Raw genomic sequence first — 24,590 nt, forward strand, 5'->3', positions numbered from 1 at the left:
TGCTTTATCTGTTTCTTCAAGTGCCCGGGAATTTTATTGGGGGCGTTGGTGGCACACTCCATCAAGTTGAAAGTTTATAATCTGCTGGAGCGCAGCAGTGCCGGTAACCGGCTTGCCAAGCAGATTGATGCGATTCTCATCATCTTTATTGTTGTGAATGTGGGACTTGCTGTCCTTGAGACGGAGCCAAGCATCGGAGAAGTGTATGTCTGGCAGATTTTTCTGCTGGATTTCATTGCTGGCTCAATCTTTGCCGTTGAATACCTTTTGCGGCTTTGGGTTTCAGACCTGCATCCTCCTTTGAGGAAATATGGTCCGCTCAAAGCACGTGCTGTTTATGCGATGCAGCCGCTCTCGCTGGTTGATTTTGTGGCTGTTCTGCCTTTCTGGCTTTCGCTGTTCTTCGCCAGTATCAGTTGGAAATCGCTTGTTATATTGCGTCTGTTGCGATTCCTGAAGATCGCGCGATACTCACCTGCCGTACGCTCTCTTATTTCTGCAGTTGTTGCTGAGCAGAGGGCGATTGTTGGCAGTCTGGTTTTGATTTTCGGGGTTGCTCTCGTGTCTGCAACGCTGCTTTACAGTGTTGAGCATGCCGCGCAGCCGGAGCATTTTGGTACTATTCCGAGTGCGTTGTGGTGGGCGTTTTCAACTCTCACTACGGTTGGTTATGGTGATGTTGTGCCTGTCACAGCGATGGGTAAAACCATTGCCAGTCTGGTGATGTTGATGGGGTACTGCCTGTTTGCGCTGCCAGTTGGAATTGTTGGCACTGCGTTTGCGCGTGAGATCCATAGCAGAGATTTTGTGATCACCTGGGGTATGGTGGCCACCATACCGCTGTTTGAGCGCCTGTCTGCGATTGAGATCGCTGCAGTGACGGAGCTTTTACATTCGCACAGTGTACCTGCTGGACAAACCATTTGTGAGAAGGGCGAGGATGGAGACAGCCTTTACCTGATTGCATCTGGTGAAGTGGAAGAAGTGTTTTCTGACCACCGTATTTTACATGGTGAGGGTGAGCATTTTGGCGAGGCATCGTTGTTTGCTCACCGCAAGCGAACGGCCAGCGCTGTTGCGCGAACACCCGTTCAGCTCATGGTCCTCAAGATGGAAGACCTGCGCCGCTTCATGGATCGTAAACCGGCTATAGCAAAGAAGATCATTGATGAAGCCATTGATGAGCGGAAGAGCCGTCATACGGATGTGGAGTTCACTTCGTAATCTGGCCTTGGATGTACGGTGCGAGCACTTCGATTTTGTCCGTCCAGATGTATCCGTCGAAGTTATCTGGCACCGCAGCAAGTTGTTCCTGTGTGTCTATGCCGCCACCGACACCCTGTAATGTGAATGGGCCGGATGCGATGACCTCGCTGCCATATTCCTTGAGCCTTTGCTGGAACTTATGCGGCCAGCCCCAAACAGCCCATGTGTAATTTGAGGGAACGCCGATGACGGTGCCTCTACACTCTTGCGGGACGTAACCACTCCAGCCGAGAGCAATGTATGCTTTTAAGCAGGCTTTGGTTTGGCGTTTGTCGAAGCCTACGATTTCCTCCGCGCTGTCTGCAATACTCCAGGTGGGTGCGGATGCCCCATAGACGCCCCAGACTTGCGCTTTCCACTCAGGGTGCTTGTCAAGCTTCTCCTGCAGAAGTTCTGCCGAGAGGAGTTCTTTCTCTTTGAAGTTGATCAGGAATTTCTTGCCGGGAAGAGCACGGAAAACCTCTTCAAGTTCTGGCATTGCACCTATGCCGGTTCCTCTTAGAGGATAGGTTTCTCCGCCGTCTGCGGTGTAGCCATAGGCGATGTCCAGTGCTTTGAGTTTTGCAAGTGAATGAGATCTGGTGATGCCCAGTCCATTGGTGCGGCAATCCAGTGTCCAGTCATGAAAGACGGCAAGTTTGTTATCTGCGGTTGGATGTACATCCAGCTCGACAATATCTGCGCCAGCTTCGAATGCAGCCCGCATGGAGGCAATCGTATTTTCTAGAAAGGAATGGGTAGGCGTGTTAATGCGCTCTGCTGTGCAAGTCTGGTTGGTCAACTCGTTGCGATGATAGGTCTGATGGACCCCACGATGAGCAATGAATCTGGGTTTGCCGGATGGAGTTTGGCCTGAAAGCCATGAAGCGTTGTAGAGATAGACCCCAGCAAATGCGAGGAGGAGCAGCAGAACAATCTTTTTAAACATAAGAGGCGCCGGATTGGAAACAGTGACCGTCCGCCTAGGTTGAAAGCGTAATGTGTTCTCACTTAGGCGTTGTTTTGGCGTACTCAAGATTTCGGCATCGAGGTGCTGATGAACTCATGGAGAGTTTGCGGTAATCAGGCAGATGCATGTTGAGATCTGGTCGATCTGTTCATCAGGGAGCGTCAGAGCAGCTGTTCCGCTCCCTGTGAGCCTTATTGTCCTGAAGCGCAGCTTAGGGTCACTTGCTTATCCGTGGGGGAGTAGAAGTAATTGCAGTGTTCGAAAAATAGCTGACCGCTGTTAAATAGCATCGCACTAACTTCCTTATGCCCTAAGGACCATCTGGCGGACTGGCCAAGAGCTTGATCGTTCCCATAGCTTAGTGTCACCAGCGGTTCTTTGCTTTGCTTATTTACGTAAAGCTGCATCTCATAGTCTGACGTTTCAATCTGTCCGCTGTTAGGGCTGGTAGTGCAACACGGAGGCGTGGTCTTAGCTACTGAGACTATTCCATATGAAATACCAGTATCGGGGAGAACGCGGGTTGGTTGGGGACCGGTTGGCGGATAAACGACCTCGCCGTTGGATTTGCTTGTGATTGCAAAGGGGAGGATAGGTGCGACCAAAGCCGTTGGATTTGTTGGTGATGCCGATAATGGAAGCGTAAGCGTTTTGCCCAGATTGGGGAGCGGGTTTTGAGTGGATGCCAAATAGACATCTATGCTGCTGCTGTTTGAGTGCGTGCTTGTGAGGGCGTAATTCTGTTTCTCGAAAGGGACGCCGTTGTCGTCTACCAGATTAAGGAATGGATTTGTGGGATTGGCTTGATCTGCATCCACCTGGGAAATGCCATGGGGACTGTCAAAACCAACACCCATCATGAAAACCTTAGGGTTGTGGTTACAAGTGAGGGCGGGTGTCTTTGAGCAGGTGGGTTTGTTCTTACTGTTTGGGCAATGCTGTACGGCAGCAAAGACCGGAAAGTTTTTGAGGTGTTTTGTAGTAGCCTTACCGGGCGTTCCAAACGAGAGATCGCGATTGATTATGTATCCAGCATAGGTATTCCCTGAGCTGGAGTAGGACAGGGTGGAGCAGGTGGAGCTGGCCTGTTCTTCAGCTGTGGGAATAAAAAAGCCAGCGGAGCCAACGATGCCGGTTGATCCTGTATCCATCACAAAGATCGAGCTCTTTTTTTCACCAGACGGGGTTGTAGTTTGTATTTCCAGCTGGAAATACGGGCCAATTTTCTTGGCGGTTATGGCGTCATTATCTTGAGCTTGAGCAAAGTTTGCCAATCCCGCGCCGAGCAGTAGCAGTAAGAGTTGTGGTTTCATCGTCAGGATCCTTTTTGATTACGGTAGGGCCGTATTCGTGAAGGATGCATTGTTCGGTACTCCCTTGATTTAAAGGGAGTACTGGAAATTCAATCGGGTTGCTGACAGGCTTGCACAATTGCTTCGCCCACAAAAAAGGGTGCCCGGAGGCACCCTTTTCGTAAATCAGCGCTTTGGCAGTACTTATGCAGCAGCCATAGCTTTCTGAAGGTTTTCGTCGACTTTGTCGAGGAAGCCAGTTGTGGTGAGCCACTTCTGTTCTGGACCTACGAGAAGAGCCAGATCTTTGGTCATGTGACCGCTTTCAACTGTATCGATACATACCTGCTCAAGAGTTTCAGCAAACTTCTTCAGCTCGGCGTTGTCGTCGAGTTTCGCGCGGTGCGCCAGGCCACGGGTCCATGCAAAGATAGATGCAATGGAGTTTGTGGAAGTGTCTTCGCCTTTTTCATGCTGACGGAAGTGACGGGTCACTGTGCCGTGTGCAGCTTCTGCTTCAACGGTTTTGCCGTCTGGTGACATGAGAACGGAAGTCATCAGGCCAAGGGAACCGAAGCCCTGTGCAACGGTGTCGGACTGAACGTCGCCATCGTAGTTCTTACAAGCCCAAACGTAACCACCGGACCACTTCATGGATGCAGCAACCATGTCATCGATGAGACGGTGCTCGTACCAGATTTTTTCTGCTTCGTACTTCTCTTTGAACTCAGCGTCATAGATTTCCTGGAAGATGTCTTTGAAGCGACCATCGTATACTTTGAGGATGGTGTTCTTGGTGGACAGGTAGCAAGGTACCTTACGGCCAAGAGCATAGTTCATGGAAGCACGGGCGAAGTCGCGGATGGAATCATCCAGGTTGTACATCGCCATTGCGATACCCGCTGAAGGAGCATCGAATACTTCGTGTTCAATCTCAGCGCCGTCGTCACCAACGAATTTGATGGACAGCTTGCCTTTACCTGGGAATTTGAAGTCAGTCGCGCGGTACTGATCACCAAATGCGTGACGGCCAACGATGATTGGCTGAGTCCAACCTGGAACCAGACGTGGAACGTTGGACATGATGATTGGCTCACGGAAGATAACGCCACCCAGGATGTTACGGATGGTGCCGTTTGGAGAGCGGTACATGCGCTTCAGGTCGAATTCTTCAACGCGGGCTTCATCTGGAGTGATGGTTGCACACTTAACGCCAACGCCGTGTTCTTTGATTGCGTTTGCAGCATCAACGGTGATCTGATCGTCTGTTGCGTCGCGGGACTCAATGCCGAGGTCGTAGTACTTCAGATCGATGTCCAGGTAAGGATGGATCAGCTTGTCCTTGATGAACTGCCAAATGATGCGAGTCATCTCATCGCCGTCGAGCTCGACGACTGGATTCGCTACCTTGATCTTCGCCATATTAGTAGACCTCGTGTTTTTAGGTACATGAAAATGGAGCCTGAAGCGGCTCGAATTGCCATGTGTATACACATGTGCGCAATTTAATGCCAGTGGAAATGCTAGCTCGGTTGGCTTGTAATACCAAATTCGTATGCTGCACAGAAGTGGTGTTTGCTAACAAACTGCAATTTCAACTGTATTTGCTCTCATGCATGGTGTGAGATGCTGTCCATAATCTTGCTGTACCTTTCTCCTTTCCGAGTGGATTGTCGAACATTCTGCTTAGGGCGCAAAAACTGATTACTCCGCAATCCCAAGATGTTATCCACTATGAGTTGCAATTGTGCAGTTTGTTCTTAACTCTCAAAACATATCCAATTACTCTGGCGACCTGATGGCGTCATAATTGGGACGCGAGCATTTTGTAGAGCGCGCAGGAGTCGGTTGCTGCGTTCTTTGACTTAGGAGTAAGGGAAGATGCGGATTGTTGTAACCGGTATGGGGGTTGTTTCGCCCCTAGGTGTTGGGATCAACCCGTTTTGGAAGAGACTGGTAGCTTCTGAAAGTGGTATTCGCGCTCTTACCAGATTTGATGGAAGCGAGCATGCTTGTCAGGTGGCAGGACAGGTTCCAACCATCGACGAAGATGAATTTGGCTTTGATGCCAGTGTTGCTATTCCTTTTAAAGACCAGAAGAAGATGGATTTGTTTATCCATTATGCTCTGGTTGCAGCCAAAGAAGCCGTTGAACAGGCTGGCTGGCGTCCTGAAACGGACGAAGAGAAGGAGAGCACCGCGACGATCATTGCATCCGGAGTTGGTGGCTTTCCAGCGATGACCGGAGCTACACGCACCGTTGAGACCAAAGGTCCGCGGCGTTTGTCGCCGTTTATTGTGCCAAGCTTTCTGGCAAACCTTGCAGCGGGTCAGGTTTCGATTGCCAATGGGTTTAAGGGGCCGTTGGGAACGCCTGTGACCGCATGTGCTGCCAGTGTGCAGGCCATTGGTGATGCAGTGCGCATGATCAAGAGCGGTGAAGCAAACGTCGCCCTTGCTGGCGGTGCTGAGGCTTGCATTGACGCTGTCTCGTTTGCCGGCTTTTCTGCTGCCCGTGCGCTGTCGAGCGGGTTTAATGATGAACCTAGCAAAGCCTCGCGTCCCTTTGACAAGAACCGTGATGGATTTGTCATGGGTGAGGGGGCTGCGATGTTGGTGATTGAGACGCTTGAGCATGCCCTCGCTCGCGGTGCGACGCCGCTTGCTGAGATCCTGGGGTATGGTACGTCAGCTGATGCCCACCATGTGACGGCTTCTCCTCCGGATGGTGCAGGTGGGCAAGCTGCGATGCGTAAGGCATTGAAGCAGGCAGGGATTAATCCTGACGACATTGATTATATCAATGCCCACAGTACATCCACACCAGTTGGAGACGCTGCAGAGATTGCAGGCATTCAGGCTGTGTTTGGAGATCGTGGGAAAGATCTGGCTGTTTCTTCAACCAAATCTGCGACGGGGCACCTTTTGGGGGCTGCCGGTGCTCTTGAGGCAATCGCTTCTATTATGGCACTGCGGGAAGGCGTGCTTCCTCCGACACTGAACCTGGAAGAGCCTGATGATGAGGCTTCCCAGTTTGATCTGGTGGCGAATGCGTCTAAAGAGAAAGACCTGAAATATGTCATGTCCAATGGCTTTGGTTTTGGCGGGGTGAATGCCTCTGTGATCTTTGGAAAGCCGAGCTGACAGCTAGCGACAACATAGTTCTGGAAAAGGCTCAGGGGTTCTCTGAGCCTTTTCTTTTTGCCACATTGTTCTTTTAGCTGCACCTTACTGACTTAATTCAACTCACGTTTCTTGCAGTTTTCGTTGATTGATTTAGGCGTTGCTTATATACGCAGGCTTGTTTGAGGGTCCTGTTCATCCTTCGCGGATAAGATTTTAGTTCCTGCTCATTTTGAAAGTTTGATTGATGCTCAACCGTTTGAACAACAAGCACTATGCTTTGATCACCGTTTTGTTGCTGATCGCGACTGCCGCTATCCTTCTTGCTATGGGGCGGGAACCAATCTGCAAATGTGGGGTGATCAAACTTTGGGCGGGCAACGCCAACAGTGCTGATAGCAGCCAGCATATCTCTGATTGGTACACGCCGTCTCACATCATCCACGGCATGCTGTTTTACGCTTTGTTCTGGTGGATGGGTCGTCTCTTTACAGGTGGGGCAGGCTGGCCAATGGGCTTCCGGTTGGTTCTGTCGGTTATTGTTGAGGCGACATGGGAGCTTGTCGAGAACTCCAGCTACATTATCAATCGTTACCGTGAAGCGACTATCGCCCTCGATTACTTTGGCGACAGTGTTCTGAATTCCGTTTTTGATATTATCTGGATGATGTTCGGGTTCTGGCTTGCTGCACGGTTGCCGGTTTGGCTGACTGTTGTGCTCATTCTTGCCATGGAACTGATTGTTGGAGCGATCATCAGGGACAACCTCACACTCAATGTGATCATGCTGGTTTATCCGTTGGATGCCATCAAAGAATGGCAGATGCAGGCCTATTAATTACAAAATTGTGCCGCGCTCATTTTAGATTGCGCGGCACGCTGTTTTTTGAATTCACTCTTCCGATCAAGTTCTCATTTGAAGCGCATTATGCTTTCTTGTGCGCGGCCAGTGCTATGGCCACATAACTCCAGCCGTTGAACATGATGGAAATGCCGGCCACAAGGCCCAGAGCCCAACCGGTTGAAGCAGGGAAGTCGAGCAGGATCATCAAGCCAGCTGCGATTGCTATGACGCCAGAGGCCAGAATCCAGCCCCAACTGGTGTGAGGTCGCAAACGGAATGAGAACAGCGCCTGTGCAATGCCTTGCGCTATGAAGACAGCGGAGAGCACGAGTGTCAGCGCTTCTGTGCCAGCGACAGGGTTGTAATAGATTGCTACCCCACCAACCAGCGCGATGATGCCGACCAGTGATTGCCCGAGGAAGCCTCCCCATTCTTTTACCTGCATGGCGTGCCAGAGTTGAAGAACCCCGACGACTATCAGAACCAATCCAATTACCAGTGCTACTGCGATGGAGGACGCGTATGGTATGACCAACACAATCGTACCACCAATCACCATCAGTACTCCGAGCACCAGAAACTTCAACCAGTTGTCACGCACTAACTGCGTGAGGTCCGGGACATTTGGAGGCGGGGTGCCACCTGCGTTGGGTTCTTGTCCAGACATTGTCGTCGGGGTCTCCTTCGTAGAGGGTCATGCCATTCAGAGGCTGCATTGAAATGGCTAACACTCTAGGTAACAGCAAAACACAGCTTTACTCTTGATTGAATTCGCCGAATTTTACCCTCTTTACGTGATTGGTCAGAGTTCCTACGCCATATCATGTGACTGAGGTGCAGGTGGTGACTTGTCGCCGAGGGAAAACAGCAGGCTTATTCTGATAGGAATACGCGTTTGCTGAGACGGCTGGGAGGCAAAACGGCTCTGGTAATTTCCGGTGTGATCGGCTAGAGGATCCGCATGTCTGAAAGCACTCCTGAAACAAACAATGCCATTCCTCCTGTTGTCGTTCTTTGTGAACCTCAACTTGGCGAAAACATCGGTATGGTTGCTCGTGCTATGGCCAATTTTGGTCTGCACGACCTGCGCCTGATCAACCCACGCGACGGTTGGCCGAGTGAAAAAGCACGCTCAGCTTCCAGCCGGGCACATCATGTTATTGATGCAGCACGGGTTTTCGACAGTGTTGAAGAAGCTGTTGCCGATCTGAAACTCGTTTTTGCAACGACCGCACGTAGCCGTGATATTCCAAAACCTGTTGTGGGACCTGATGAGGCCGCGACTGAGAGTGTTGCTCAGGGCGTGCGCGGGATCCCGTCCGGTTATATGTTTGGCCGAGAACGCTGGGGCCTGAACAATGACGAGGTGGCGCTTGCAAATAAAATTGTGACCCTTCCGGTTGATCCAACCTACGCGTCCTTGAATATTGCCCAGGCTGTTCTGGTATGTGCCTATGAATGGCGCCGTGTGGCGACTGCTGGTGCACTGCCTTTCTCCTTGGACGATTATGATGGAGAGCTCGCAACACAAGAATCCATTCAACGAATGTTTGAGCATCTGGAAGCAGGGCTGGATTCTCGCGGGTTCTTCCGTCCTATTGAAAAGAAGCCAGTAACAATTCGCAGGCTGCGCAACATCTTTCAGAAAGCAGATCTCACCGAAAATGAAGTGCGCATCATGCGTGGTGTGATTTCCTGCTTTGAGAAGTATGGCGTGAAGGACAAAGATTGATGCTGACCGGCTCCCCAGTCGTTCCATTTCAGCAAATGCATATGCGGGCGGATACGTCTGGTCGTGTGTTGGTGTTGGATAGTGGTGTCGGGGGGCTGTCGGTGCAGCGTGAGATCAAGCGAATGCTTCCTGATGCTGCATTGTTATATCTGGCAGATCGTGCTGCTTTCCCTTATGGCGACTGGGATGCGGCGGTACTGCGTGAGCACATCTGCGCATTGGTGCAGACTGTCAGTGAGGCGTGGCAACCGAGCGCGGTTGTGGTGGCTTGCAATACGGCCTCGACGCTTGTGCTCAAGAGCTTACGAGAGATGTTGAGCGTTCCTGTGGTTGGGACAGTTCCAGCTATAAAGCCGGCTGCTGAGCAAACACGAAGCGGCGTTTTTGCAGTGCTTGCAACGCCGGGGACTGTGAAGCGCGACTACACGCAGGATCTGATCATCGAGTTTGCGCCTGAGCACCATATTGCACTTGTTGGGGCAACTGGTCTTGCAGCACTTGCAGAAGACAAGCTGGCAGGTCGCGAAGTTGACCTTGATCGCTTGCGGCAGGAAATTGCTCCTTGCTTTGTCGAGAAAGACGGCCAACGCACCGACTGCGTTGTGCTTGGATGCACGCACTATCCTTTTTTGCAGGAAGAAATGGAGCAAGTGGCTCCCTGGCCGGTAACGTGGATTGACCCTGCACCTGCGATCGCCAGACGGCTGGTTCAGGTCGTAGAGCCGAAATCTGTGGCGACGGGGTGCGACGATCTGTTTTTCCTGACCAACTGAGGTTCTCTCTTGTAAGCGTATAGGTTGCTGGAGTGTTGCCTGCCTTGGCTCAAATCCTCTCTTATTTAATTGGTTGTTCTAGGCGGATCTTGAATTTGTTTTGATACCCAGTCGGCACCTGCGGATTTGCTGGAGTCGAAGCCTTGGATATCATCAATACTGTTGTCGATTACACCAATACCATCCTTTGGAATTACGTTCTGCTTTATGGCTTGCTTGCCGTTGGTGTGTTTTTCACGTTCCGATTAGGCTTTATCCAGTTTCGTTATTTTGGGCAGTGTTTCAGCGTTCTTCTCAAATCGAGGCACGAAGATCGCAACGGGATCAGCCCGTTTCAGGCTTTATGTACCAGTTTGGCGTCCCGTGTTGGCACCGGCAATATCGCAGGGGTTGCAGTTGCGCTGACGCTGGGCGGGCCGGGGGCGATCTTCTGGATGTGGATGGTTGCATTGGTTGGCATGGCAACGGCCTATGCAGAAAGCGCGTTGGCCCAGCTGTATAAGGTTGAAGATGACGACGGTCAGTTTCGCGGTGGTCCGGCGGTTTACATGGCAGCTGGTCTTAAAAGCAAATTGCTTGGCCATATCTTTGCAATTGCTTTGATTTTTGCTTTTGGCATTGTGTTCTCCGCCGTGCAGTCCAACTCCATTGCAGATGCTATGAACAGTGCATTTGATATGCCGGAAATCGTCACTGGTGTCGTGCTTGTCTTGGCCGCTGGGCTGGTCATCTTTGGTGGCCTGCGGAAGATCGCTCACTTTGCAGAGGTTGTCGTTCCGTTTATGGCGATTGCTTATGTGGTGATTGCGTTTGGTATTCTGGCTGCGAATTATGAAGAAGTGCCCGGTGTTCTGTGGAGTATTGTCGCGCATGCCTTTGGCCTTGAAGAAGCGGTTGGCGGGATATCTGGTGGTGTGATGGCAGCGTTGCTGAACGGTGTCCGCCGTGGTCTATACTCCAACGAAGCTGGCATGGGGTCTGCGCCAAACATTGCTGCGTCAGCTGTTCCTGATCCGCATCATCCTGCCTCTCAGGGCTTTGTGCAGGCGCTGGGTGTTTTCATTGATACGATCGTGATCTGTACTGCGACCGCATTGATTATCCTGCTCTCCGGTATCTATGATCCGACAACTGGTGTGACGGGTATATCGCTTACACAATCTGCGGCAGAGGCGCATGTGGGTGACTTTGGTGTCTACTTCATCGCTGTTGCGATCCTGTTCTTTGCATTCACCTCGATTGTGGCGAATTACTCGTATGCGGAAAATGCCATGATTTATCTGGAGCATGGCTGGAAGCCGGGGCTCACAATCCTTCGTGTTCTTTCGCTGGCAATGGTGTTTTGGGGTACTTTGCAGACAGTCGATACTGTATTCAACGCAGCGGATGCCGCTATGGCTGTGATGGCGACAATCAACCTGATTGCGATTGTGCTTCTGGCGCCAAAGGTGTCCTTGATTACCAAGGATTACATTAAGCAGCTTAAGGAAGGGAAGGAGCCTATGTTTGATATTGCCGAACATCCTGAACTTGCAGATGGTGTTGATGCTACGATCTGGAGCAAAGAGCGTGGCGAAGAAGCGCAAAGGCGCTATTGATAGTGCTCTTATTTCTCAGCTGTTTGCTGTCATATTCCGTTGACTCTTGCGAGCAATTTCAATAGGAATGCGCTGTTCATGGCGGTTCCTATGGAGCCGCTTTGATTTTACGCACCCGTGTGGTTCGGCATGCGCTATTTGCCAGGACCGCTGTCAATCTTTATGAGCCTTTGGGTTTGTGAAGGAAAAGGAGGGCGCGTTTCCTTTAAAATTACAGATAAACGCTAAGGAAACTGCGATGTCTAAGCGCCAGAGCGCCAAGTATAAACTAGACCGTCGGATGGGTGAAAACATCTGGGGTCGTCCTAAAAGCCCTGCGAACCGTCGTGAATATGGCCCAGGCCAGCACGGTCAGCGTCGTAAGGGTAAGCTTTCTGACTTTGGTGTGCAGCTGCGCGCTAAGCAGAAGCTGAAAGGCTACTACGGCAACATCTCTGAGAAACAGTTCCGTAAGACTTATGATGAAGCTTCCCGTCAGCGCGGTGATACTTCTGAAAACCTTATCGGTCTTCTCGAGTGCCGTCTTGACGCAGTTGTTTACCGCGCAAAATTCGTTCTCACTGTGTTTGCTGCTCGTCAGTTCATCAACCACGGTCATGTGAACGTAAACGGTCGCCGCGTAAACATCGGTTCTTACATGTGTAAGCCTGGTGACGTTATTGAAGTTCGTGAAAAGTCCAAGCAGCTGGCAATCGTACTGGAAGCAGTACAGTCCGCTGAGCGCGACGTTCCTGACTACCTTGACGTTGACACCAACAAGCTGACCGCGACATTTGCTCGTGTTCCTGCTTTTGGCGACGTGCCTTACCCAGTTCAGATGGAACCAAACCTGGTTGTGGAATTCTATTCCCGCTAATAGGTTTGATCCTGAAGGATTTGATTTGGGCTGCCCTTTGGGTGGCCCTTTTCTTTTGGTGGTGCTATTCCTCCCGCAGCATATTGCATTCGCCATTGTATGATTGAGAACGAGTGAAGATAAGATAACGCCATGAGCCAGTTAAGCGCAGAACACGCCACTGATACAGCCGCTGAGGACAAGAGTTTTGATTCACAGTGTCATCCACTTTTCCGTGAGGTGCCAAGTTCGGTTGAGTTCAAAAAACTGCGTAAACGGTTGCTGCGTGAAACTCGTCAGGCAATCTCTGACTATAAGATGGTTCCGGATGGGGCGAGCCCGGAGAAAACCAAATGGCTCATCTGTCTTTCTGGTGGTAAAGACAGCTACACTCTGCTTGCTGTTTTGATGGATCTGAAGTGGCGTGGTCTTCTTCCTGTTGACCTGATCGCCTGCAATCTTGACCAGTCCCAGCCGGATTTCCCGCAACACATCCTGCCCGAGTTCTTTGAGCGCTACCAGATCCCGAACAAGATTGTGCGCGAGAACACCTACGGCATTGTGACCGACAAGCTGCCTGAAACGTCTACTTATTGTTCCCTGTGCTCTCGCCTGCGCCGCGGTATTTTATATCGCACTGCGCGTGAGCTAGGCTGTGAGGCAATTGTGCTGGGGCATCACCGGGACGATGCTTTGGAAACCTTTATGATGAACATGTTCTTTGGTGGTCGTATGGCATCCATGCCGCCAAAGCTGGTGAATGATGAAGGTGACCTGATGGTGCTGCGTCCGCTGATGAACTCCTCTGAAGCGGATATCGAGAAGTTCTCCAAGGCAATGGATTTCCCAATCATTCCTTGCAACCTGTGTGGCTCACAGGATGGCTTGCAGCGTGTTCAGGTGAAGAAGATGTTGCAACAGTGGGAGAAGGAGACGCCAGGCCGGCTGGGCATTATGGCTCGTGCTCTGGCGCATGTGCGTCCATCTCATTTACATGATGCACAAGCGTTTGACTTTGTTGGCCTGCGTCCTAATACGGGTGAGCAGGGAGAGAGTGATCAGGAACCTTGCTCCGCTGCTGCTGCAATGGCTGAGAAACTGTTTGGCAATGAGTTTTAGTCATTTGGCTTAACTGCTGTATTTCTAAACCGCTGCATCCTTTGATGGAGCGGTTTTTGCTTTTTTCCGATAGATTGATCGGCTGCATTGGATAGAGACATGACACCACTTCGATTTCGGGCACGCAACACGGCTTTGGTTCTGCAGAACGTCTTTACCGCACTGATGTTTGTGGTGTTCTCACAGTTGCGAGGGTTTGCAGATCTCTCTCCGTTGCTTGAAGAGGTGTTTGGCATAAGCATCACCACGTTCTTTCTGATTGGCATTACCATTGCACTTGGCACTGCTTGCATCTTTCATCTTCCTTCGCTCAATTATACCGAGATTGGAAAAGACGGGATTGTTTATCACCGTGCTCTCATCAAGCGCAGATTGGCCTGGAATGAGATTGAGAGTGTGGATGTAAAGCAACTCAGCTTTATGGGGTTTAAGCTGGCCAAACGCGTTGTGCTGGATTTGAAGGGGAAGCGGAAGTTTCCCTATGCTCAAGCCGTGCGTGGATTGAGCGTTGATGGGGTGTTGCCAGGCACCTACAAGCAATCTCCAGAAGAAATGGCTGAGCAAATCAACCAGTTTCGCCGTCTCAATGGTGTTTGATTTTCAGTGCTGCTAGAGATTCCCTGCGGTATTTTAAATTCTTGTTAGGTAATAAAAATACGTAAACTGCGAGAAATAATTGCAGAAACTACGCGATTTTACCTATTCAATAAAGATTGTATCCAGATCCTGTAACTAAAGTCGAATTAAGACAGAATTTCAGCGATCAAGCCGCGGTTTAACGTGGTGATATTTTTTTAGTTTCTCGATGTGAATTTTCCACGAAAGACATTGGAGGTAACTATGAATATGGTCATTGATGGCTTGAACGGTATTGGATGGAAAAAGCAGAGAGATACTGCTGATCAATCCTGTCAGTGCGGTTCCTGGAAGTTGCACTGGATCAGGCATTCAAAACGTGACTGGCCATCTACCTGCAGCAATGCAGAATGTCATAAAAAACCCACCCAAGGATCACACCTGAGATGGCTGAGCGGAAGTCGGGCTCAGATCGTTCCACTGTGTGATAGCTGTAGCAAGCTGACTGAGCGCTTTAACTTACGAGACGGTGTTATCACCGTGGTGAAGCAGCAGTATGAGTGCAGCTGAGTTCTCACTTCATCCCCCCATAGTACTTACAGGCGTCAGGGCCGTTTAGTAGAGACGGCTTTTGGAACACGGTTATGTGGTTGCACTCGTAACGGGCGAGGCCTTCCTTCGTGGTTGGCGTAATAGCCGCGGCGACTGCACCCATCGTGGTGCCTGTGATTACGCCTAGGAGCAAAACTCTCAGATAAACTTGCATCTCTCATCCCCCGATGAACTGTTGATCAGACTGTTTTAGCAAGGGGAATGTGAGAGAGCTCTGAGAGGTGTGTTCATTCAGCGTTCAGGAAGGTTAAGCGGTCAGGCTACTCCAGTTAACCTCTAAGCACTCTGCCTGCGCTATTGCTTCTGTGAAGCTGTTGAGGGGCAGGGCATCTGCTTTTCGATCGTGGGGAGCAACATGGAGGGCACTCCAACCTGCTTCGCGGGCAGGCTTGATGTCTTTTTCCAGATTATCGCCAATAAACAGAGCTGTTTCCGCGATAAAGTCGTGTTTGTTCTCAAGCTTGCGAAGAAGGGACACGCTTGGTTTGCACTCTGCTGGGAATGTATCACCACTGGCGTACGCAAAGTCGACGTGATCCAGAATTCCAAGCTTGTTCATGACAGCCCATTGGAAACCTGAAGGGCCATTGGTCATGACACCGATCTGACAGTCAAAGTTTGCCTTCAAAAGTGCGATTGCTTCAAAAATGCCAGAGAAAGGAGCTTGTGCCTCCGCCCACCTCTGGGTGAACGTTGTCAGTGCGTGCTCCTGTTCGTCAGCCTGCATGTCTGGGAAACACGACTGCACAGCCTCCAACCCGGTGTGCTCGCCATTGTGCAGCATGTGGCGTAGCCAGGTGTCGCTGTGCTTGTTGAACTGCTCACCAAAAATCTCAAAGAACATTTTCGGGTAGGATGCTTTGTGATGACAAATTGTGCCATCCAAATCGAAAACAATGGTCTTAAACATATGCTGCCTGTTTTGAGGAATGCTTGCAGAATAACCTAATGGTTTTCGAGTGCCTGACAACAAAAAACGGGCCTCCGTGTGAAGGCCCGTTTTAAAGGGCTTTGTAGGAAAATATTTTATCAAGCCGATACTCAGATGAGAGGATTTTAAGGCGCTTTTTCTTTATCCTGCGTTGCGAATGCAAAGCGCCCATCCGCCTTCCATTTTCGGTACTCCGGTGGCAATACTTGTATATTGTCGTCTTTTATTTCGTAATGCTTCCACGGATGATGGGTTCTTCCAGCTAAGAAAAGATGGCCATCATAAGCCATAAGAATATGAGTGGTTTTATCCTCCAAGAAATGCATTGCTTTCGGAGAATTGTCTAAAATCTCAAATTTATCAAAATCATTGCGATCAACAAAGAATGCATTTAGCTGAGTTGTTGCAACTAGTTCATAGCCCATATCTTTTGCTTCTTCGCAGATAGCGAGTAAGGAATTTCCTTGATTCACTGAAAGATCTCGCGCTTGCAGGAAATAAATGTCCAAAGATATGCAGGGATTAAACTCAATGCAGACAACGCGCGGACGATATCGCTTTACATCTGCCCAGATGTGGACGTCACAGCCGTCAATATCGATTGACAAAAAATCAAAATTTCTTGGGAGCTTCTCACGAAGTTGGTCGAGATGAAAATCCAGATCAGTGTGCTTATCTAGGCCAACGTATTCAAATAGTGGGAGTACTTGTTCGTTTTCTTTGTATAATTCTTTGAGCAATTTGTAACGTTGCTTTGTTGGCTCAAATAAGATGCCCTTCCAACCTTTATTTTTTAATAGGTTATATGTGTTGCTGTGATGTTTTCCATCGGCTGCACCCACGTCGCATAAAACTTTGTTTTCCACTCCAATAACATCAAAAATCTTATCGATGATGCCATCTTCGCCATATTTGGTGACGATATTTTTTTTGTATTTTTGCAACCAAGTTGAATGTGTGTTGCGTAAGTCTTTGGGAAGAAATTTAATGGTTGGCTCGGTCATAGTGCGCTCCGAAAAGAATAATAACTAGAGCTAGCACAGTGAGATGGGCACCTAAACCTCACAAATGGGATGGAGTAAGGGTTCGTGAGTGAAAACGAAAAAACGGGCCTCCGTGGGAAGGCCCGTTTTATGAATTTTATGTTCAGCAGAGACTTACGCAGCTGGTGCGATCTCGATGCCTTTTTCTGAGAGCAGAGCCTGAAGTTCCTGAGACTGGAACATCTCACGGATAATATCACAGCCACCAACGAACTCGCCTTTGACGTAGAGCTGTGGAATTGTTGGCCACTGGCTATAATCTTTGATGCCCTGACGGAGGCTATCGTCTTCCAGAACGTTATGACCGACGTATTTTACGCCGATGTAATCCAAAATCTGCACAGACTGGCCGGAGAAGCCACACTGTGGGAAGTTTGGAGTGCCTTTCATGAAGAGCACTACATCGTTGTTTTCTACTTCGTGTTTGATCCAGCTTTGGATATCGCTCATGTCGTCGAGTTCCTTTCGCTCGACCGGGGTCAAAGCCCGGTGACCGTGATTGTATATTGTTCGTAGTGCGGCACTCATATGGGAACTTGCAGGGATAATGCAAGAGAAAGGTCGCACTGCCTTAGTTTTGTTATTCCGGAGCAGAGGTCTGCAACGCCAATGCGTGCAAATCGTCGCCCATTTTACCCTTAAGAGCCTGATACACCAACTGGTGCTGCTGTACGCGGGATTTACCGCGGAAACTCTCTGAGATAACGACAGCGGCGTAATGGTCGCCGTCACCTGCCAGATCTCTGATTTCCACGTGTGCGTCTGGCAAAGCCTCTTTGATAAGGTTTTGTAGTTCGCCTGCGTCCATGGCCATGGGTATGCCTCCTTGCCCGACTGGGTTACTTCTGTTTGGCTGCTTCCCTCACCCAAATGAGGAGGGAAGCGAATCTTATTTAGAACTCAGTTTAGCAGTTCGGTGGACGAGTATCAGCTCGCCTGCATAAAATGCGGGAACCATCCCTCGAAAGCATTGTTCAGCTCTTCAACTGATGCACTGATTTTATCACCAAGAACGAGAGTATCACCTCCAGTCTTACCGATTTCTTCCGAGCTGATACCAGCGTCGATCGCATCTTCCAAGAAGGCAGCGAGCTTTTCCTCTGCCACAGTCACAACATAGCGACTTTGATCTTCGCCAAACAGAATGGCATGAGGATGTTCGCCGGTGATTTTTACAGTAGCACCGAGCTTGCCTTTGATGGCCATTTCCGCAAGAGCAACAGCCAGGCCGCCAGACGAGATGTCGTGAGCTGCTGTGATGCGGCCCGCGGTGATAGCTTCACGTACGAACGTTCCGATGAGCTTTTCAACTTCCAGATCCACTGAAGGAGGGGCACCTTCATCGCTGCCCAGAACTTCCTGCAGGTACTGAGATGAACCGAGGTGCTTGCCTTTGCCGCCCAGCACGATGATGGTTTCACCAGTGCTGACAAATGCACTGCCAACGCGCTTGGTCACGTCTTTAAGCAGGCCAACGCCGCCGATTGCAGGTGTTGGCAGAATGCCCTCGCCGTAGGTTTCGTTGTACAAAGACACGTTACCGGAGACGATCGGAGTTTCCAGCACTTCGCATGCTTCACCGATGCCTTTCAAGCAGCCAACGAACTGGCCCATGATCTCAGGCTTTTCGGGATTGCCGAAGTTCAGGTTGTCGGTGATCGCCAGCGGAAGGGACCCAACTGCGGACAGGTTGCGGTAGGTTTCTGCGACTGCCTGCTTGCCGCCTTCATATGGGTTTGCGTAGCAATAGCGCGGGTTCACGTCTACGGAGAATGCCAGACCCTTGTCTGTTCCGTCCACGCGGATGACGCCAGCATCACCGCCCGGAGTTGCTGCGGAGTTGCCCTGAATGAGGGTGTCGTATTGCTCATAGACCCAGCGGCGGGAAGACCCGTTAGCGCCACCGATAAGCTTCAGCAGAGCTTCTTTGTAGTCTGCTGGCTCTTCAACATTGGCTGCTGCAATTTCTTCTGGCTCAGGCCACTGTGTCCATGGGCGATCATACTCAGGCGCTTCATCGCCGAGTTCCTTGATTGGTAGATCGGCCATGACTTCACCGTGCTGCTTCACAACAAAGCGCAGGGTATCTGTGGTTACACCGCAGATTGCGAAGTCCAGTCCCCACTTGGTGAAGATGGCTTCGGCTTCTTTTTCCTTGGATGGCTCTAGAACCATGAGCATGCGCTCTTGGCTTTCAGAGAGCATCATCTCATAGGCACTCATGTTCTCTTCGCGGGCTGGGACTTTGTCGAGATCCAGATCGATGCCAAGGTTACCTTTTGCGCCCATTTCAACTGCTGAACAGGTAAGGCCAGCTGCGCCCATGTCCTGAATGGCGATGACTGCGCCGGTCTTCATCAGTTCAAGGCAGGCTTCCATCAGACACTTTTCAGTGAATGGATCACCAACCTGAACAGTTGGACGTTTCTCTTCAATGGAATCGTCGAACTCAGCAGAAGCCATTGTGGCGCCGCCCACGCCGTCGCGGCCTGTTTTGGCGCCAAGGTAGACCACAGGAAGGCCAACACCTTTTGCTTCAGACAGGAAGATTTTGTCAGAATCGGCAAGGCCCGCTGCGAATGCATTGACCAGGCAGTTTCCGTTGTAGGATTTGTGGAACTCAACTTCGCCGCCTACTGTCGGGACACCGAAGGAGTTGCCGTATCCACCCACACCGGAAACAACGCCGGATACGAGGTGGCGGGTGCGTGGATGATCTGGCTCACCGAAGCGCAGAGCGTTCATGGCTGCGACCGGACGTGCACCCATGGTGAACACGTCGCGCAGAATGCCGCCAACGCCAGTTGCTGCGCCCTGATATGGCTCAATGTAAGACGGATGGTTGTGGCTTTCCATCTTAAAGACGACTGCCTGCCCGTCATCGATGTCGACAACGCCTGCATTCTCGCCCGGTCCCTGAATAACACGAGGTCCGGTGGTCGGGAGTGTCTTCAACCATTTCTTGGAGGATTTGTAAGAGCAATGCTCGTTCCACATTGCGGAGAAAATTCCCAGCTCGGTGAAGGTTGGCTCTCTGCCAATCAGCTCCAGGATGCGAGCATATTCATCTTCCTTAAGACCGTGGGCCTCAATGAGTTCGGGGGTGATCTTGACGCTATTTTGGATCATCACACTCAGAAAATTTGGGCGCAGTGCGCCGGGGCCAAATGTCACGGGCTGCTTAACAGGATTCATAGGAAAATGGAAACTGTAGACACCGTTTTTTTGGTTTTTTTGCTGCCAAGGCATGGTTTTTTGCAGCTTAACGTCAAGTCGCTTTGTTGGAAAATAAGCAGGTTGTAATTTCTTGAATTGACTGAAAAAATTTTCACCTCTGATTGGCGATTTTTGGGTTGTCAGAAGGTTATTTCGCCCTGAATTGTGGTGACGGACATGGACTTATTGGGAAGAGCCATTCTGCTCCATGTGCCGCTGCCTTTGGCTGTGTCCCATTTTTGATCACCGCCAAGGATTGCCCAGTTGCCGGAGTAGGTTCCACTCTTAACTGTCGTGATTTCATAACTGAGAGCGAAGGGCGTTCCATTCTTATCTTTTAAACTGCAGACGCCACCGCCTTGGACCTGCATGTTTTTGACGACAGCGCCTCCGAAGCAACTGCCTGATACAAAGTCAAAAGGGTCCTCAGGGTTATCGCTTAAGAAGATATAATCAGCGTTGATGCGCTTAAGATTGAGCTGATCCGTCACAATTGCATTGTTGTAGAGGCCAAAGGTGGCCAACTGGCCTGTGTGGGAGAAGCTTGCGGCTCGAGCATTAACCTGTGCTGCATTGGCGCTGAGCGTTGTCGCTGCAAACGCGGTGGCGAAAACGGTTCCGAGGACGGCAATTCTTTTCGCGAGGGGGGGCATCACAGATAGTCCTTTGCAGGTTTGCCTGACAACTGGGCCAAGCCTATGCGTTTTCGCGATGCAACCACACCTGCTGATCCCCTTTCAACGACGACCTTTTGAACTGGTTAGGTTTTTGTTTCGCGTTCTGCAACGAGCACGTGTAAAAACTTCATATTTCAGAAATCTTTGTTAACTTACTGTATTTACTACCTACTTTGAATTTAGAGGGATGGTTTTCATGATTTTAAAACCCTCATTTGCGATGCTTTCTCGTGCTTCCAAATGGGTGCCTTTTGCCAGTGTTTGACGCTGGTTTGTCTAACAAGAATTCGCCGATACTTATGTTTTGCGTAGTGTCAGGTGAGCGGAGATAAAGGGTGCCTGGAGGCATTTATCATATAAGTGGTCCGATCAAGGTGATCTTAGGCGCATGCGCCTTGATCGGCGCTTATGTGGTACAGGATTATTACATCACTTACACTGCTGATGCTTATGTTTCCGCTGATGTTGTGCGCGTTGCTCCAGAAATTTCCGGGTTTGTTACCGAAGTACCAGTTGCCCGAAACACGAAAATTGGGGCTGGAGAACTCCTCCTGCAAATTGATCCTGAACCCTTTGCATTAGCTGTTCAGGAAGCACGAGCAGAAGAAGCAAAGGCACTGGCCAGTCTCCGCCGGTCTGAGGCGGAAGTTCAGGTTGCCGAAGCTTCTGTGACTGCTGCCGTTGCCAAGGTTGCTAATCTGTCTGCGCAGCAGCAACGCTTTGAAGAATTGACCGATAATGGGTTTGTGACACAGCAGCGCCTCGATAACATTACGCTCTCGTTGGAAGAGGCTAACGCAGAAACGGATTCTGCACGTGATACCTTGAGAGCGGCCACGCATTCGGTTGAGGTGATGCGCTCCACTTATGAGGCGGGTCAATCAGCTACGGCCCTTGCGCAATACAATCTTCGTAAATCGTCTCTTTTATCGCCTGTCGATGGTGTGGTCAGCGAATACACGGTTAACCCGGGTAATTATGTGCTGGAAGGGATTCCTCAACTGGCTTTGATCACGAATACAAACTGGAGAATTATAGCCAATTTGGTGGAACGGCATGCATCGCGATTAAAGCCGGGACAAACAGTTTGGTTTCAGGTCTCCAGTGACCCCTATCGTGTTCACAAAGGTACAGTCCGTTCGATAGGGCGAGGTGTTTCGCGTGCGATAACTGATCCTCGTGTTCTACCGTTTATACCTCTGACGACAGCTTGGATCCGATTGTCCCAAAGGTTTCCTGTCGAAATTGATATGGGAGAGTTTCTAGAAGGTTATCAACCAATGCATGGCGGCGATGCCCGCATACTCCTCATTCACTAAGTCGCATATTGGAGTAGAGTTACGTGGAACAGCAAGTCTTTTTTGATTTCAAATATGGTTTCCGGACCAGCTTGATTGTGACACTTGCTGCTGTTGCTGCACTTATTGTTGATGCTGATGCTCCCTGGCTGGCTGGTTTATCAGCTCTGACAGTTGCGAATTCTGACTGGACCAATGTTTGGCGCAAGGGAGCCCAACGAGTTCTGGGAACGATCATTGGTGCAGTTGTAGGCTATATATTTGTGATTTTATTCGTAGAAGAACAACCTTTGCAGATGATTGCTGTGGCGGGTTTAGCGATATTGGCTATCTATAAGCGGTTGGCCAGTCCGAATTTTGGTTATGCGTGGTTGTTGGGAGCCGTGACAGCTTTGTTGGCGATCTATATATCTATCGCAGAACTTGGGCAGTTGTTTCCTTTACTTTTTGATCGGGCATTGAACCTGGCGCTCGGTGTGGCCGTTGCTGCTGCTGTCACTCATGTTTTCATTAAAAATGATGGATTTTCTCTTGGAATTGCACCATTCGGGAAACCCACCATTGAGAATCTAGATAAGGATTGGGTCGTTGCATTGTGCGTCAGCGGTGCAGTTGTGGCTGTTACCGCACCCATTATTTATGACCGCCACGACCTTACTGGAACGGTGCAAATTGCGATCACATCTATGGTTGTTCTTTGTGGGCCAGTCGAGTCAGTTAAGAAAGTTGCACTTAATCGAGCCGTTGGATGTTTTGTCGGCGGCGTAATGGGGCTTGCGCTTGCAGCCATAGCTTTTCAGGAATTTTTCTGGTGGCTTATCGCGATGTGGGCAGGCCTATGGATTCTGACCTCGGTCCATCATGGTAACAGTTATTGGGCATATGCTGGCACTCAGGCTGGTTATGCATTTGTTATTGCAGCATTAGCGTCATCAGGACCAATTAGTGACATCCAATTGGTGTTGGATCGACTTGTAGGAGTTGTTCTTGGGGCAATTATTGGTGGGGCTGCGCTATTTGTGGTGCGTGTCTGGCAGGGTGCAGACCTGAGCCATATTGATCACCTTGCAAAAGAAAAGACCAAGCAAGAACCAGATGGAGACCAATAAAAAGAGAGGCTGTGAAATCACAGCCTCTCTGTGCATCAAGAAAAGTGTTTGTGGTACAATTGATTAAAGAGCTCCGGTGTATTCACCACGAGCGGGATAATCATTCTTGATGCAGAAGTCGAGAGCACCGAGCATTGGTTTAAAGTCAGGGCGTGCAAATGGCATAGTCTGCACATTCCCGAAGTAGAGAGTGCCGTCAGGCTTTACAAAGAATAGGCCTGGTTCAGCAAAGAGGCCTGGTTCTTCGATACCGATAGACGTTTTTCCGCGGCCTGCTGAAATGAACAGACCCCATTCACGTGCTTTTGTCAGAGTAACGCCATAACCAACGCGCAGTTTGTCTGCTTTAATCGCATTGGAAAATGTTTGGGCACGGTCCTCTGTATCGGTTGAGAGGGCGATGGTTTTCACACCACGTTCCTCAAACTCTGGTGTCAGGCGTTCCAGTTCTTTCAGGTAGGTTGCACAAATGGGACAGTGCAGACCACGGTAAAAAACGACCAGAGTGGCAAAGTCAGAAGCATCGGCTGACAGATCGAATGTACCACCACCAAGGAGGTTCGCAGATAAGCTTGGGACTGGCTTGCGAGGGATAAGCATTGTTATTCTCCTGAGCTAAATTTTCTTTTTGTAGCTTTGCTCAATTCGATTTCTTGAAAAGGCAATTAGCAGTGGTCGATTTCTATTTGATATGATATTGAACGTTTAATTGCTTTTTGTTCGAAATAACTGACTGAGAGTTCGGATATGGCCACTGCACTTGCTGAGGTGAAACCGAGAGAGCTGCGATACGATCGCCTTTCTTCGCTTATTGAACGCTTTAAAGTGGAGGCACATATTCTTAAAAACACTGAGGATGAGGTGCTTCAGGGCAACTTTTTCATTCTTCGGTGTATGCAAGGTTTCCGGAAGCTTGTGTTTCTCCCTGCCAGTCCCAATAACCCCACTGAAGTTAAGCGTATCTGCGAGGATACTGTTGTTCTTGCCGGAGCTCGGGTTGAGTTTGGCGGGCCGGGATCTCAGCTGAGCACTGCTTTGCCAGATTATGTGGAGATCTATCTCAAGGATGCGCCAGAGCTGGAGAGCCTTGCTGCATTGGTGGTAGAAGAAGTGCTTTCGCCTCGGTGCGGAAGTGCCGCTGTGATCAATCGCTTGTGTGAAGTGGTGGTGATCCGGTTGCTGCGTCATGCGGTGCGGTCCGGTGTTGCCTGCAGTGGTTTGATTGCCGGGTTGGCTCATCCTAATCTAGCGCAAGCGCTTGTTGCCATTCATGAAGATCCTTCCAAGCAGTGGCGTCTGGAAAGTCTTGCAGAAGTTGCTGGCATGTCGCGCACACAGTTTGCTGTGCACTTCAAGGAAGTCATGGGGGAGACGCCGGGATCGTATTTGAGCAACTGGCGGCTGGCTTTGGCTAAATTGGATCTGGAGGCTGGGCGCCCTTTGAAAAGCGTTGCTGCGCGGGTTGGGTTTGCTTCACCAACGGCATTGTCGCGGGCCTATCAACGGCGTTACAATGAGCTTCCTCGTAATGTTGCATTGAAAACAGGTGTGGCTGCATAGAGCGGATGCGTTCTGCGTGTTTGTCCTAATGTCACAT

Annotated in this window: 24 protein-coding genes; 12 read left to right on the plus strand and 12 right to left on the minus strand. The window is 50.1% G+C overall.

What is annotated here, in order from left to right; translation table 11 throughout:
* Positions 1-48: 48 nt before the first annotated feature.
* Positions 49-1,224, plus strand: a complete 1,176-nt coding sequence (locus PsW64_RS09790; RefSeq protein WP_063303474.1) for a cyclic nucleotide-gated ion channel — start codon at positions 49-51, stop codon at positions 1,222-1,224.
* On the opposite strand, the gene PsW64_RS09795 is transcribed toward PsW64_RS09790, so the two are convergent.
* From PsW64_RS09795 to PsW64_RS09805, 3 genes are all read right to left on the minus strand, one after another.
* On the minus strand, positions 1,214-2,194 hold the full coding sequence (locus tag PsW64_RS09795) for a glycerophosphodiester phosphodiesterase family protein (RefSeq protein ID WP_063303475.1): 981 nt from the start codon (positions 2,192-2,194) through the stop codon (positions 1,214-1,216). The genes PsW64_RS09790 and PsW64_RS09795 overlap by 11 nt on opposite strands.
* A 212-nt stretch (positions 2,195-2,406) precedes the next feature.
* Positions 2,407-3,528, minus strand: a complete 1,122-nt coding sequence (locus PsW64_RS09800; protein ID WP_063303476.1) for a hypothetical protein — start codon at positions 3,526-3,528, stop codon at positions 2,407-2,409.
* A 183-nt stretch (positions 3,529-3,711) separates the two neighbouring features.
* Positions 3,712-4,929: an NADP-dependent isocitrate dehydrogenase gene (locus PsW64_RS09805; protein WP_063303477.1), complete on the minus strand. Its 1,218-nt coding sequence runs from the start codon at positions 4,927-4,929 to the stop codon at positions 3,712-3,714.
* Between the two features lie 459 nt (positions 4,930-5,388).
* Between PsW64_RS09805 and fabF the strand changes: the two genes are divergently transcribed.
* The gene (gene fabF, locus PsW64_RS09810) at positions 5,389-6,651 is read left to right on the plus strand and encodes a beta-ketoacyl-ACP synthase II (protein ID WP_063303478.1); all 1,263 of its coding nucleotides are present in this window, start codon (positions 5,389-5,391) and stop codon (positions 6,649-6,651) included.
* Positions 6,652-6,877: 226 nt separating this feature from the next.
* On the plus strand, positions 6,878-7,468 hold the full coding sequence (locus PsW64_RS09815; RefSeq protein ID WP_063292768.1) for a DUF2585 domain-containing protein: 591 nt from the start codon (positions 6,878-6,880) through the stop codon (positions 7,466-7,468).
* 88 nt (positions 7,469-7,556) lie between these two features.
* Here PsW64_RS09815 and PsW64_RS09820 read toward each other — a convergent pair whose 3' ends face one another.
* Positions 7,557-8,141 (minus strand): HdeD family acid-resistance protein, encoded by a 585-nt coding sequence (locus PsW64_RS09820; protein ID WP_057462592.1) that lies wholly within the window; start codon positions 8,139-8,141, stop codon positions 7,557-7,559.
* A 294-nt stretch (positions 8,142-8,435) separates the two neighbouring features.
* Here PsW64_RS09820 and PsW64_RS09825 point away from each other — a divergent pair, with 294 nt between their 5' ends.
* The 6 genes from PsW64_RS09825 to PsW64_RS09850 all read left to right on the plus strand — a co-directional run bounded on the left by PsW64_RS09825 (position 8,436) and on the right by PsW64_RS09850 (position 14,128).
* The gene (locus tag PsW64_RS09825) at positions 8,436-9,206 is read left to right on the plus strand and encodes an RNA methyltransferase (RefSeq protein ID WP_063292767.1); all 771 of its coding nucleotides are present in this window, start codon (positions 8,436-8,438) and stop codon (positions 9,204-9,206) included.
* Between the two features lie 35 nt (positions 9,207-9,241).
* Positions 9,242-9,979 carry a glutamate racemase gene (murI, locus tag PsW64_RS09830; RefSeq protein WP_446737465.1) on the plus strand — a complete coding sequence of 246 codons (738 nt, stop codon included), beginning with the start codon at positions 9,242-9,244 and terminating at the stop codon, positions 9,977-9,979.
* Positions 9,980-10,131: 152 nt separating this feature from the next.
* Positions 10,132-11,577, plus strand: coding sequence for an alanine/glycine:cation symporter family protein (locus tag PsW64_RS09835; protein WP_193757778.1), 1,446 nt, complete (start codon positions 10,132-10,134; stop codon positions 11,575-11,577).
* A gap of 238 nt (positions 11,578-11,815) precedes the next feature.
* On the plus strand, positions 11,816-12,433 hold the full coding sequence (gene rpsD / locus PsW64_RS09840; protein WP_057462588.1) for a 30S ribosomal protein S4: 618 nt from the start codon (positions 11,816-11,818) through the stop codon (positions 12,431-12,433).
* A 132-nt stretch (positions 12,434-12,565) separates the two neighbouring features.
* Positions 12,566-13,531 carry a tRNA 2-thiocytidine(32) synthetase TtcA gene (ttcA, locus tag PsW64_RS09845; protein WP_063303480.1) on the plus strand — a complete coding sequence of 322 codons (966 nt, stop codon included), beginning with the start codon at positions 12,566-12,568 and terminating at the stop codon, positions 13,529-13,531.
* A gap of 99 nt (positions 13,532-13,630) precedes the next feature.
* Positions 13,631-14,128, plus strand: a complete 498-nt coding sequence (locus PsW64_RS09850; RefSeq protein WP_063303481.1) for a hypothetical protein — start codon at positions 13,631-13,633, stop codon at positions 14,126-14,128.
* 553 nt (positions 14,129-14,681) lie between these two features.
* Here PsW64_RS09850 and PsW64_RS09855 read toward each other — a convergent pair.
* From PsW64_RS09855 to PsW64_RS09885, 7 genes are all read right to left on the minus strand, one after another.
* Positions 14,682-14,873, minus strand: coding sequence for a hypothetical protein (locus tag PsW64_RS09855; protein WP_057462584.1), 192 nt, complete (start codon positions 14,871-14,873; stop codon positions 14,682-14,684).
* A gap of 93 nt (positions 14,874-14,966) precedes the next feature.
* On the minus strand, positions 14,967-15,629 hold the full coding sequence (locus PsW64_RS09860; protein WP_063303482.1) for an HAD family hydrolase: 663 nt from the start codon (positions 15,627-15,629) through the stop codon (positions 14,967-14,969).
* Between the two features lie 146 nt (positions 15,630-15,775).
* Positions 15,776-16,654 (minus strand): hypothetical protein, encoded by an 879-nt coding sequence (locus tag PsW64_RS09865; protein ID WP_063303483.1) that lies wholly within the window; start codon positions 16,652-16,654, stop codon positions 15,776-15,778.
* 153 nt (positions 16,655-16,807) lie between these two features.
* Entirely contained in the window at positions 16,808-17,143 is a 336-nt protein-coding gene (gene grxD, locus PsW64_RS09870; RefSeq protein ID WP_063289577.1) for a Grx4 family monothiol glutaredoxin, read from the minus strand.
* A gap of 130 nt (positions 17,144-17,273) precedes the next feature.
* Complete coding sequence (locus PsW64_RS09875) at positions 17,274-17,507, minus strand: BolA family protein (protein WP_057462580.1); 234 nt, start codon at positions 17,505-17,507, stop codon at positions 17,274-17,276.
* Positions 17,508-17,620: 113 nt separating this feature from the next.
* On the minus strand, positions 17,621-19,825 hold the full coding sequence (gene purL / locus PsW64_RS09880) for a phosphoribosylformylglycinamidine synthase subunit PurL (RefSeq protein ID WP_063303580.1): 2,205 nt from the start codon (positions 19,823-19,825) through the stop codon (positions 17,621-17,623).
* A 224-nt stretch (positions 19,826-20,049) separates the two neighbouring features.
* On the minus strand, positions 20,050-20,562 hold the full coding sequence (locus PsW64_RS09885; RefSeq protein ID WP_063303484.1) for a hypothetical protein: 513 nt from the start codon (positions 20,560-20,562) through the stop codon (positions 20,050-20,052).
* Between the two features lie 359 nt (positions 20,563-20,921).
* Between PsW64_RS09885 and PsW64_RS09890 the strand changes: the two genes are divergently transcribed.
* Positions 20,922-21,905, plus strand: a complete 984-nt coding sequence (locus tag PsW64_RS09890) for an HlyD family secretion protein (protein WP_193757774.1) — start codon at positions 20,922-20,924, stop codon at positions 21,903-21,905.
* Between the two features lie 23 nt (positions 21,906-21,928).
* Positions 21,929-22,993, plus strand: a complete 1,065-nt coding sequence (locus tag PsW64_RS09895; protein ID WP_063303485.1) for an FUSC family protein — start codon at positions 21,929-21,931, stop codon at positions 22,991-22,993.
* A gap of 63 nt (positions 22,994-23,056) precedes the next feature.
* Here PsW64_RS09895 and PsW64_RS09900 read toward each other — a convergent pair whose 3' ends face one another.
* Entirely contained in the window at positions 23,057-23,593 is a 537-nt protein-coding gene (locus PsW64_RS09900; protein ID WP_057462577.1) for a peroxiredoxin-like family protein, read from the minus strand.
* A gap of 147 nt (positions 23,594-23,740) precedes the next feature.
* Here PsW64_RS09900 and PsW64_RS09905 point away from each other — a divergent pair, with 147 nt between their 5' ends.
* Positions 23,741-24,553: an AraC family transcriptional regulator gene (locus PsW64_RS09905; protein ID WP_057462576.1), complete on the plus strand. Its 813-nt coding sequence runs from the start codon at positions 23,741-23,743 to the stop codon at positions 24,551-24,553.
* The last annotated feature ends 37 nt before the right edge of the window (positions 24,554-24,590 follow it).

Source organism: Pseudovibrio sp. W64 (assembly GCF_001623145.1).
In the GTDB taxonomy this organism is placed as follows: domain Bacteria; phylum Pseudomonadota; class Alphaproteobacteria; order Rhizobiales; family Stappiaceae; genus Pseudovibrio.

What these genes read in the sequence shown, in the direction of transcription:
- PsW64_RS09795 (WP_063303475.1), bottom strand. Translation starts at nt 2,194, where the DNA reads ATGTTTAAAAAGATTGTTCTGCTGCTCCTCCTCGCATTTGCTGGGGTC.
- PsW64_RS09800 (WP_063303476.1), bottom strand. Translation starts at nt 3,528, where the DNA reads ATGAAACCACAACTCTTACTGCTACTGCTCGGCGCGGGATTGGCAAAC.
- PsW64_RS09805 (WP_063303477.1), bottom strand. Translation starts at nt 4,929, where the DNA reads ATGGCGAAGATCAAGGTAGCGAATCCAGTCGTCGAGCTCGACGGCGAT.
- fabF (WP_063303478.1), top strand. Translation starts at nt 5,389, where the DNA reads ATGCGGATTGTTGTAACCGGTATGGGGGTTGTTTCGCCCCTAGGTGTT.
- PsW64_RS09815 (WP_063292768.1), top strand. Translation starts at nt 6,878, where the DNA reads ATGCTCAACCGTTTGAACAACAAGCACTATGCTTTGATCACCGTTTTG.
- PsW64_RS09820 (WP_057462592.1), bottom strand. Translation starts at nt 8,141, where the DNA reads ATGTCTGGACAAGAACCCAACGCAGGTGGCACCCCGCCTCCAAATGTC.
- PsW64_RS09825 (WP_063292767.1), top strand. Translation starts at nt 8,436, where the DNA reads ATGTCTGAAAGCACTCCTGAAACAAACAATGCCATTCCTCCTGTTGTC.
- murI (WP_446737465.1), top strand. Translation starts at nt 9,242, where the DNA reads ATGCATATGCGGGCGGATACGTCTGGTCGTGTGTTGGTGTTGGATAGT.
- rpsD (WP_057462588.1), top strand. Translation starts at nt 11,816, where the DNA reads ATGTCTAAGCGCCAGAGCGCCAAGTATAAACTAGACCGTCGGATGGGT.
- ttcA (WP_063303480.1), top strand. Translation starts at nt 12,566, where the DNA reads ATGAGCCAGTTAAGCGCAGAACACGCCACTGATACAGCCGCTGAGGAC.
- PsW64_RS09850 (WP_063303481.1), top strand. Translation starts at nt 13,631, where the DNA reads ATGACACCACTTCGATTTCGGGCACGCAACACGGCTTTGGTTCTGCAG.
- PsW64_RS09855 (WP_057462584.1), bottom strand. Translation starts at nt 14,873, where the DNA reads ATGCAAGTTTATCTGAGAGTTTTGCTCCTAGGCGTAATCACAGGCACC.
- PsW64_RS09860 (WP_063303482.1), bottom strand. Translation starts at nt 15,629, where the DNA reads ATGTTTAAGACCATTGTTTTCGATTTGGATGGCACAATTTGTCATCAC.
- PsW64_RS09865 (WP_063303483.1), bottom strand. Translation starts at nt 16,654, where the DNA reads ATGACCGAGCCAACCATTAAATTTCTTCCCAAAGACTTACGCAACACA.
- grxD (WP_063289577.1), bottom strand. Translation starts at nt 17,143, where the DNA reads ATGAGCGATATCCAAAGCTGGATCAAACACGAAGTAGAAAACAACGAT.
- PsW64_RS09875 (WP_057462580.1), bottom strand. Translation starts at nt 17,507, where the DNA reads ATGGCCATGGACGCAGGCGAACTACAAAACCTTATCAAAGAGGCTTTG.
- PsW64_RS09885 (WP_063303484.1), bottom strand. Translation starts at nt 20,562, where the DNA reads ATGCCCCCCCTCGCGAAAAGAATTGCCGTCCTCGGAACCGTTTTCGCC.
- PsW64_RS09900 (WP_057462577.1), bottom strand. Translation starts at nt 23,593, where the DNA reads ATGCTTATCCCTCGCAAGCCAGTCCCAAGCTTATCTGCGAACCTCCTT.
- PsW64_RS09905 (WP_057462576.1), top strand. Translation starts at nt 23,741, where the DNA reads ATGGCCACTGCACTTGCTGAGGTGAAACCGAGAGAGCTGCGATACGAT.